Origin of the sequence: Acidobacterium sp. S8, from assembly GCF_009765985.1 — a bacterium.
GTDB lineage: Bacteria > Acidobacteriota > Terriglobia > Terriglobales > Acidobacteriaceae > Alloacidobacterium.
Genome location: NZ_LMUM01000037.1, coordinates 503,506 through 511,604, shown reverse-complemented (window position 1 = coordinate 511,604; position 8,099 = coordinate 503,506). Strand labels below are relative to the sequence as shown.

General features: G+C 55.1%; 9 protein-coding genes. 5 read left to right on the top strand and 4 right to left on the bottom strand.

All coding sequences use genetic code 11. From position 1 onward, the window contains the following. Together GSQ86_RS23190 and GSQ86_RS20935 are read right to left on the bottom strand one after the other, a co-directional pair. The coding region (locus GSQ86_RS23190) for a hypothetical protein (protein WP_216841233.1) at positions 1-241 on the bottom strand (241 nt) is incomplete at its 3' end. Between the two features lie 435 nt (positions 242-676). Continuing rightward, entirely contained in the window at positions 677-898 is a 222-nt protein-coding gene (locus GSQ86_RS20935; protein WP_254062527.1) for a permease, read from the bottom strand. 89 nt (positions 899-987) lie between these two features. Here GSQ86_RS20935 and GSQ86_RS20930 point away from each other — a divergent pair, with 89 nt between their 5' ends. Together GSQ86_RS20930 and GSQ86_RS20925 are read left to right on the top strand one after the other, a co-directional pair. Beyond that, complete coding sequence (locus GSQ86_RS20930) at positions 988-1,692, top strand: CoA transferase subunit B (RefSeq protein WP_158752101.1); 705 nt, start codon at positions 988-990, stop codon at positions 1,690-1,692. An 83-nt stretch (positions 1,693-1,775) separates the two neighbouring features. Beyond that, positions 1,776-2,102 (top strand): hypothetical protein, encoded by a 327-nt coding sequence (locus tag GSQ86_RS20925; RefSeq protein ID WP_158752100.1) that lies wholly within the window; start codon positions 1,776-1,778, stop codon positions 2,100-2,102. A gap of 20 nt (positions 2,103-2,122) precedes the next feature. Here the strand turns inward: GSQ86_RS20925 and GSQ86_RS20920 are convergent, their stop codons facing one another. Further along, a complete protein-coding gene (locus GSQ86_RS20920; protein WP_216841232.1) occupies positions 2,123-2,818 on the bottom strand; it encodes a CoA transferase subunit A in 696 nt (231 codons plus the stop codon). 148 nt (positions 2,819-2,966) lie between these two features. Here GSQ86_RS20920 and mscL point away from each other — a divergent pair, with 148 nt between their 5' ends. Both mscL and GSQ86_RS20910 read left to right on the top strand, forming a co-directional pair. Beyond that, entirely contained in the window at positions 2,967-3,368 is a 402-nt protein-coding gene (gene mscL / locus GSQ86_RS20915) for a large conductance mechanosensitive channel protein MscL (protein WP_158752098.1), read from the top strand. 165 nt (positions 3,369-3,533) lie between these two features. Beyond that, complete coding sequence (locus GSQ86_RS20910; RefSeq protein ID WP_158752097.1) at positions 3,534-4,490, top strand: catalase family peroxidase; 957 nt, start codon at positions 3,534-3,536, stop codon at positions 4,488-4,490. On the opposite strand, the gene GSQ86_RS20905 is transcribed toward GSQ86_RS20910, so the two are convergent. After that, the gene (locus GSQ86_RS20905; protein WP_158752096.1) at positions 4,487-5,749 is read right to left on the bottom strand and encodes an MFS transporter; all 1,263 of its coding nucleotides are present in this window, start codon (positions 5,747-5,749) and stop codon (positions 4,487-4,489) included. The two genes, GSQ86_RS20910 and GSQ86_RS20905, sit on opposite strands and share 4 nt — an antisense overlap. Positions 5,750-5,909: 160 nt before the next feature. On the opposite strand from GSQ86_RS20905, the gene GSQ86_RS20900 reads away from it, so the two are divergent. After that, positions 5,910-8,054: a M28 family metallopeptidase gene (locus tag GSQ86_RS20900; protein WP_158752095.1), complete on the top strand. Its 2,145-nt coding sequence runs from the start codon at positions 5,910-5,912 to the stop codon at positions 8,052-8,054. Positions 8,055-8,099 lie beyond the last annotated feature (45 nt).

Sequence of the window (8,099 nt, the reverse complement as noted above, 5' to 3'; positions counted from 1 at the left end):
TGCCCTTCGGACGAGGATCGGTTCCGCTCACAGCTGCCACGATAGTGCCCTTCGGACGGGGATCGGTTCCGCTCACAGCTGCCGATTGAACAGACTTGTCGATGTCGGATTGATACGCAACATTATTTTGGCTATGGGTTTCAGACTTAAAACCTGTAGAAGCAAAAACGGGGCTGGAAACAACGCAAAGAGCTAAGACAGAAGCATGAATCGCAAGGCCGCGGACGAAAATCTTTTTCATTTTTTAGCAAACTCTCCTAAGTAATTGAGGGAGGCTGGACATCAGCGCCCTTTGATGAGCGTAAGCTGGCAGGTGCGCTGAGACAAGCAAATGCTGCACGTAGGTAGCCATTTTTTAATTGACAGGAACTCTTTTGGAACCAACAAGTTGTTGCATGTTCGAGAATTTTTGGTCGGAGACTTCGATGGCTTCAGTAACAAGCAGCGGTAATTAATTGAAATTTAAGGCGTTACCTACGAATGTTGCAATCGTCACGTTAAACGGCTGATGGTCTCTGGCGAGGCAACCGATTGCGTCGCGGCTCTTCTCGTTTTTCGCCGATCCCCTCCTTAAAAACTTGCCGGTTAGGTAAAGAGGGGGGAGACGATATACAGATCGGGCCGAAATTTCGGAAAGATTTACGCCGACTGCGGTATTTTTGACACGGCGAAAAGACTATTGCAGCCATCCTTCGTAGGGGTAAAGCAGCAGGAAAAAGATCATCGCCAGCGCCATGACGTCCATGTAGAGCAGCAGCAAAACTCCACCGTGATAGAAGCTCCAGCGGAGGCGAAGGCAACGTGAGGTTTCATAGGTTCCGTAGAGCGCCAGGAAGGCCGGAATCAGAAGCTTCAGTGATGGCCTGGCGTTGGGAAAATCGGACAAGAGGAAAGCCATAGAGAGGCTCATAAGGACTAGAATGGTTCCGCGCAGAAGTGAACGCGCTCGAAGATTGAGAACTGCCGGGAGCATTAGGAACGACCGTAATGTCTACTTTATCGAACACCAGCACGCCGGCGCCCGGCAATCTTAACGAAACGGCCAAGCGGGAGCGCATTGTGAGACGAGTGGCTCTCGAACTGCGCGATGGTTACTATGTCAATCTCGGCATCGGAATGCCGACTGTGGTCGCTAACTATGTTCCTCCCGGCATCCAAGTGGTACTACAGTCAGAGAATGGGATGCTTGGCGTTGGGCCCTATCCGATCGCGGGTGAGGAAGATCCGGACCTGATCAACGCCGGCAAGGAGACGGTCTCTGAACTCCCCGGCACCTCGTATTTTTCCAGTGCCGATTCCTTCGCGATGATTCGCGGTGGCCACATTGACCTCAGCATTCTGGGCGCCATGGAGGTCGATCAGGAAGGCAACCTGGCGAACTGGATGATTCCCGGAAAAATGGTGAAAGGCATGGGCGGTGCGATGGACCTGGTAGCCAGCGCGCGGCGCGTGATTGTTGCCATGGAACACACAACGAAAGACGGTAGACCGAAGATTTTGAAGCACTGCACACTGCCGATCACCGGGCTCAAAGTTGTTCAGACAATCGCCACCGAGATGGCCTGGATCAGCGTAACTCCCGAAGGTTTGGTGCTTGAGGAGATTGCGCAGGGGTTGAGTGTCGACGATATTCAGAGAGCCACAGAGGCCCCCCTGAAGATCAGCGCGCAACTCAGACAAATGCCAGCCTGACTGTCTCAGCCTGCCGCGGCCGGGTTTGATTCGCGCTCCATTCAGAAGATAATCGGAACAGCGGAATTTCACGCTGTTTTTCTATGGCTCAATTCAGATCAGGATCCCTCGTACCCCTCATTCTTTCTACTTTGATTGCTGCCGCTTCGGCGTGGCTGGGTCTCGGTGCAAACGAGATTTACTGCGACCGCCTTCCTTCGCTGACGATCTGCGCAACGCTCTCTGCGTTTGCCATTGCGCTGTGCTTCAGACAACTGGGTCGAGGTGAAACGAAAAGATGGCTATTGATTAGCGCGATTCTCGTAGCGGGCGCTACCCTCTTTACGGATGCACATTTTGTGCTGAAATATCGGGGCTTTTGTGCACAGCTGCAGGAGCAGATTCGCGAGACGCATGCGCCGGCAAAATAATCGTACTTAAAAGCCAGGCATCACGATTTGCGAAGTGTCCTGCGCTCTATGAGCTTTTCATACTGCTCTCCCTGCAGGATGCGCTTTACGTATATTCCCGGCGTGACGATGTGGTCCGGGTCAATCTCGCCTGGTTCCGCTAACTCTTCCACTTCTGCGATTGTGATCCTTGCGGCAGTCGCCATCATCGGATTGAAATTCCGCGCTGTCTTGCGGTAGACGAGATTGCCCGCCGTGTCACCTTTCCAGGCTTTGATGAGCGCAAAATCAGCACGCAGCCAGCGCTCGAGAATGTATGGGCGTCCATCAAATTCGCGAGCCTCTTTTCCGTCCGCCACGAGTGTGCCTACACCAGCGGGCGTATAAAACGCGGGGATTCCCGCCCCTCCGGCGCGGATGCGTTCTGCCAGCGTGCCTTGAGGAACGAGCCGCAGGTCTAGTTCGCCGCGCAGTACCTTGCCTTCGAGCAGTTTATTCTCACCGACATAACTTCCCGTGTGTGAAGCGACCATGCCCTGCTCGAGCATTCGACCCATGCCGAAGCCGTCCACGCCCATGTTGTTGCTGATGGTATGAAGCCCTTTTGCTCCGTGCCGTACAAGCGCGGCGATCAGGTTTTCAGGGATACCGCAGAGCCCGAAACCACCGATCATGATCGTTGCGCCTTCGGGAATATCGCGCACCGCATCGTCGGAACTGGCTACAACTTTTTTCAATGCTTTCTCCATCGTGCCAAAGCACCGAGAAGAATACGCGAACACCTGCTTTTCCGCCAAGCAGCCTCGTGCTGAAGTCACCCATCTCACAACAAAAACACGTGATGCGTTACGATGACAGCGTATTGCCATCCTGGAGGAGATTCGAATGTTAAAGGGATTCCGTGATTTTATTCTGCGCGGGAATGTCATTGATCTTGCCGTGGCAGTCGTGATCGGCGCAGCCTTTACGGGCATCGTCGGTTCCCTGGTAAAAGACATCATTAACCCGCTGATCGCTGCCATTTTCAAAAAGCCGGACTTCTCCTATCTTGTTCTGGATCTCAACGGAGGCAAGATCACGTATGGCAATTTCCTGAACCAAGTGATCAGCTTCGTAATCATGGCGGCAGTCGTCTATTTCATTTTCGTGCTGCCAATCAACAAACTGATGGCCCGCTTCTTTCCTGTGAAGGCCGCCCCGCCGAAGACTCGTCCTTGCCCGGAATGCCTCAGCGATATTCCGCTCGAAGCGAAGCGTTGCTCGCATTGTGCGCAGTTGGTGGCCTAGCCGAATCCACTCCGAAGTCAAGCCAGTTACGAAGCCGGGTGCTTCCGAAGTACGAACCACGATGCACCCGCGCGAGTCTATTCAGATTTTGCAATTTCGTGATCCAGTTTCCGCTATCCGCAGGTACAGTTAGTCGATACCGATCCAAACCGGAGGAATCCTGTTATGCCGCTCCCTACCGACGAAAAAGCCTTAGCCCTCGGCCGCGATATTGTGGACGCATTCGATAAAGCTTTTCACGGCCCCTATCCGGGTTATCGCGCGGCGCACGCGAAGGGCGCGCTATTGACGGGAACATTCGTGCCAGCGCCGGAAGCCGCCTCGCTGACACGCGCACCTCATATCGAACGAGCATCGACGCCGGTTTCTGTGCGCTTCTCCAATTCCGCGGGAGTTCCGGTTGTACCCGATAATGATCCGCAGGGAGCAAGCCCGCGCGGCTGCGCGATTCGCTTTCATCTCGCAGAGCACGTGCATACCGATATCGTCAGCCATTCGGCCGACGGCTTCCCCGTTCGCATCGCTGAGGAGCTGGTGGAACTTGTCCGCGCCATCGCTGCCACAGAACCCGACTCTCCTCATCCGAACCCGATAGAAGCTTTCCTTGGCGGACATCCCGCAGCGTTGGCCTACGTGCAAATGCCGAAGCCTTTTCCCACAAGCTTCGCGAAAGAGCACTTCTTCGCGGTGAGCGCCTTCAAGTTCACTAATGCAGACGGCAAAGAACAGTATGGCCGCTACCGCATCGTGCCGGAGCTTGGAACGGAATACCTTACTGACGAAGACGCAGCGGCAAAAACTCCCAATTATCTTTTCGACGAATTATTTGAAAGAATTGCCGCTGAACCAATCAAATTTCAAATCTTTGTACAACTGGCGAACGATGGTGATCCGACAGATGACGCGACGAAACAGTGGCCGGAGGATCGCACGCTTCTAAAGTTTGGTGAAATTACGTTGGATACGCTCGTGCCGAACAACGAAGAAGAACAGCGCCAGATCATCTTCGACCCGATTCCGCGGGTCGATGGCATCGATAAATCCGCCGATCCGCTGTTCGAGCCGCGAGCGACTGCTTATCTGATGAGCGGACGGCGCAGGCGAGCAGCCGGCAAAGCCTAATCCAGTTCGCGGAGCGGCTTCGAGCGCAGATAAAAGCCGACGTAGCAAACCATCGCCACCCCTGTCATGGCGGCGATGGCGTGTTCCGTCGGCATGTGCCGGGAAAGCTCGCCAATAATGAGACATCCGACTGGCGGCAGGCCTAAAAAACTGGTCGCATAAATACTCATGACCCGGCCACGCATTTCGTCACTGGAAAGCTGCTGCATGGTGACATTGACGGTCGAGAGGCTGATGATCATGCCGAAGCCCTCACAGAAAGACATGGCCGCCGACAGCGCGAAGATATGCGAATAACAGAAGACGATCACCGCCGCCATGACGAACAGGCCGAAACCGACGATGATTCGTCCGCGCCAGCGGATTTTGCCGAAATAGGCTATGACCCCGGCTGCAAGCAACGCCCCGATTCCTGAGCAGGCCATAAGAAAGCCGAGCCCCCGTTCACCTGCCCGGAGAACATCTTTCGCAAAGTATGGAATAAACGTGATGAATGGCAGGAGAAAAAAGCTGGCGCTGGCGATCAGAATTACGATGGCTGACATTTCCGGCGAGCGGCGTACATACGCAATGCCATCTTTCAAGCTGCGCAGCATGCTCGCGTGGTGCTCGCGCTTTTCCTCCGGATAACGCATGCGGTGCAGAGGCCAGAGCACGGCAAGGAAACTGAAGCCGTTCAGGAAGAAATTGCCCGCGATACCGAACCACGCCATAGCATAACCGCCAAGCGTAGGACCGACAATGCGCGACAGATTAAACTGCGCCGAGTTCAAAGCGATTGCGTTGGGCAGGTCTTCTGAGGGAACAAGCCGAGGCACCAGCGCCTGATAGGCGGGGGCGTTCAGCGCATTCGTGATGCCGGTCAAAAATGCAAGCGCCGCCAGCTGGCCAATCGTGATGACCTTGAAGTAAGTCAAAAACGCGAGTACGAAAGCGAAGATCATCTGCGAAGTCTGTGTGCCGATCAGCAGGTGCCGCTTGCTCACACGGTCGGCAATGACTCCGCCGAAGAGAGTAAACAGCAGGAATGGAAATGCTGAGGCAAAGCCAACCATTCCAAGCCAGAAGGAAGAATTGGAAAGCTCCAGCACCAGCCAGCCCTGGGCCACATTCTGCATCCATGTGCCGACATTTGATAGCAGGCAGCCGCCCCAAAAGAGGCGATAATCATCATGCCGCAGAGCTCGAACGATCGGAGGCCAGCGACTGCCTGCAATCGGCAGCTCCATGGCAAGATCGGCCTGCAGCTCAGGATCCAATTCTGCTTGTGCGGTCTTGTCAGCCAGAACTCTGCTCGCTTTCGAAGGTTAAGGAACGGGGTTTTACGAGCTTTCCCGAAAAACGCTCAGTACGAATATTCTTAGTGTAATCTTTCTGTTTACATACCTATCTCTACTCGCCTATTTCAAGGAGCAGTCTTTGAATCATCGCGCTCTTGCCAGTTGCCTCTGCCTCTCCGCGCTCGCCATTTCCCTGCCCGCCCAGAATGCTGGTGCGCCACAATCCAGTTTTGGCTATCGCGATTTCGCATCACAAGCGAAAATCGACCAGCAGTTTCTTGCCGTGCCTGATGCGAAACTTGCGGGCGAAGAGTTGAAGACGCTTACCGCTGCGCCGCACGTCGCTGGATCGAAAGAAGACCACGATACGGCTCTCTACGTTGCGGAAAAATTCAAAGCTGCGGGCCTTGATACCGCCATCGTGACCTATAAAGCATGGCTCAATCTTCCCAAAGAAATTCATGTCACCGCTACCGATGCGAGTGGAAAAGTTTTAATGACAGGCCCAACTCGGGAACACGTTGAGGGGGATCCATTCGATAAAGACCCGCGGGTCGTGATGCCGTTCAACGGCTCATCGCCTTCCGGAGATATCACTGCTGAGGTGGTCTATGCCAACTATGGCCGGCCCGAAGATTTCAAGAAGCTCGACGACCTCGGCGTCAGCGTGAAGGGCAAGATCGTTCTCGTCCGCTACGGCGGCAACTTTCGCGGCGTAAAGGTCTACATCGCGCAGCAACGCGGAGCCGCCGGCGTCATCATCTATTCCGATCCGGCAGATGACGGGTACTATCGCGGCGACATGTATCCCAAAGGCCCCTATCGCCCGGAGACAGGCGTTCAGCGCGGCGCAGTGCAGTATCTCTTCAAGTATCCCGGCGACGCCAGCACGCCCGGCATCGCGTCCACTCCCGATCTGCCGGAATCGAAGCGTCTGAAGCCGGAGACTGCGCCGAATATGCCGCAGATTCCGTCGACACCGATTTCGTATCACGATGCCGCTCCGATTCTGCAGGCGCTCGCCGGGCCTGCAGTGCCGCATGAATGGCAGGGTGCGCTGCCCTTCGCCTACCATTTGGGTCCGGGTGGCGTGAAAGTTCACATGGTTCTGAAGCAGGACTTCGCCTACCGCGACATCTGGGACGTGATCGGCAAGATCAAAGGCACGGATTGGCCGGATGCATGGGTGGTTGCAGGCAACCATCGCGATGCCTGGGTCTATGGCGCGGTTGACCCCAATAGCGGGACGGCAGCGATGCTCGAAGCAGTGCACGGCATTGGTGAATTGCTGAAGATCGGATGGAAGCCGAAACGCACGATCGTCTTCGGCAGCTGGGACGCGGAAGAAGAAGGATTGATCGGCTCGACTGAATGGGCGGAAGACAATGCCTCTGCGCTGGGTCACGCTGTGGCGTATTTCAATACTGACGTAGGAGTATCAGGGCCGAACTTCGATGCCTCAGCCGTGCCCTCGCTCAAGAATTTTGTCCGTGAGGTTGCGAAAGAGGTTCCCAGCCCCAAGGGCGGCAACGTTTATGAGCAATGGCAGAAGAGCCAGACGGAAGGCGAATCGCGTCGCCACTCGGCAAATGAGCACATGGGCAAGGGCGCGTCATCGCAAAGTGACGTAGAAATTGGCGACCTCGGCAGCGGCTCCGATTACACGCCTTTCATCCAGCATCTCGGCGTGCCTTCCACGGACATCGGTTCAGGCGGTCCTTACGGCGTCTATCACTCGGTTTTCGATAACTACAACTGGTTCATCAAGAATGCCGATCCGACTTTTGTTTACGAGCAGCAGCAAGCGCGTGTCTTTGGCATCGAGATTCTTCACATGGCCGACACCGATGTGCTGCCTTATGACTACGTGACCTACGGCAAGGAAATCAGCGAGTACGTAGAAGCGGCAAAGAAGAAAGCTTCCGATGACGGCGTGTCTGGTCTAGACTTTGCTCCAACGCTGGCGGCTGCAAACCGATTTACCAGCGCTGCCGAAGCTGTGCATAAGAAACAACAGGAACTCCCCACCGATCCGGCAGAATTGAATGCCCAGCTGCGCGCGGTAGAGAGTGATCTGCTTTCGTCCGCGGGTCTGCCAAACCGGCCTTGGTTCAAGCACACGGTCTACGCTCCCGGCGAATATACCGGATATGCCGCCGTAGTGATTCCCGGTGTGAACGAGGCCATCGATGCGAAGGACAATGCTCGTGCGGCATCCCAACTCACTACGCTGACGGATGCCATCAACCGCGCAGCCTCCACATTGGAAAGCGCCAGCAAATAGTTCGTACAAAACCTGACGTCCAGCCTTTCACTCTTTTTTGCGAAA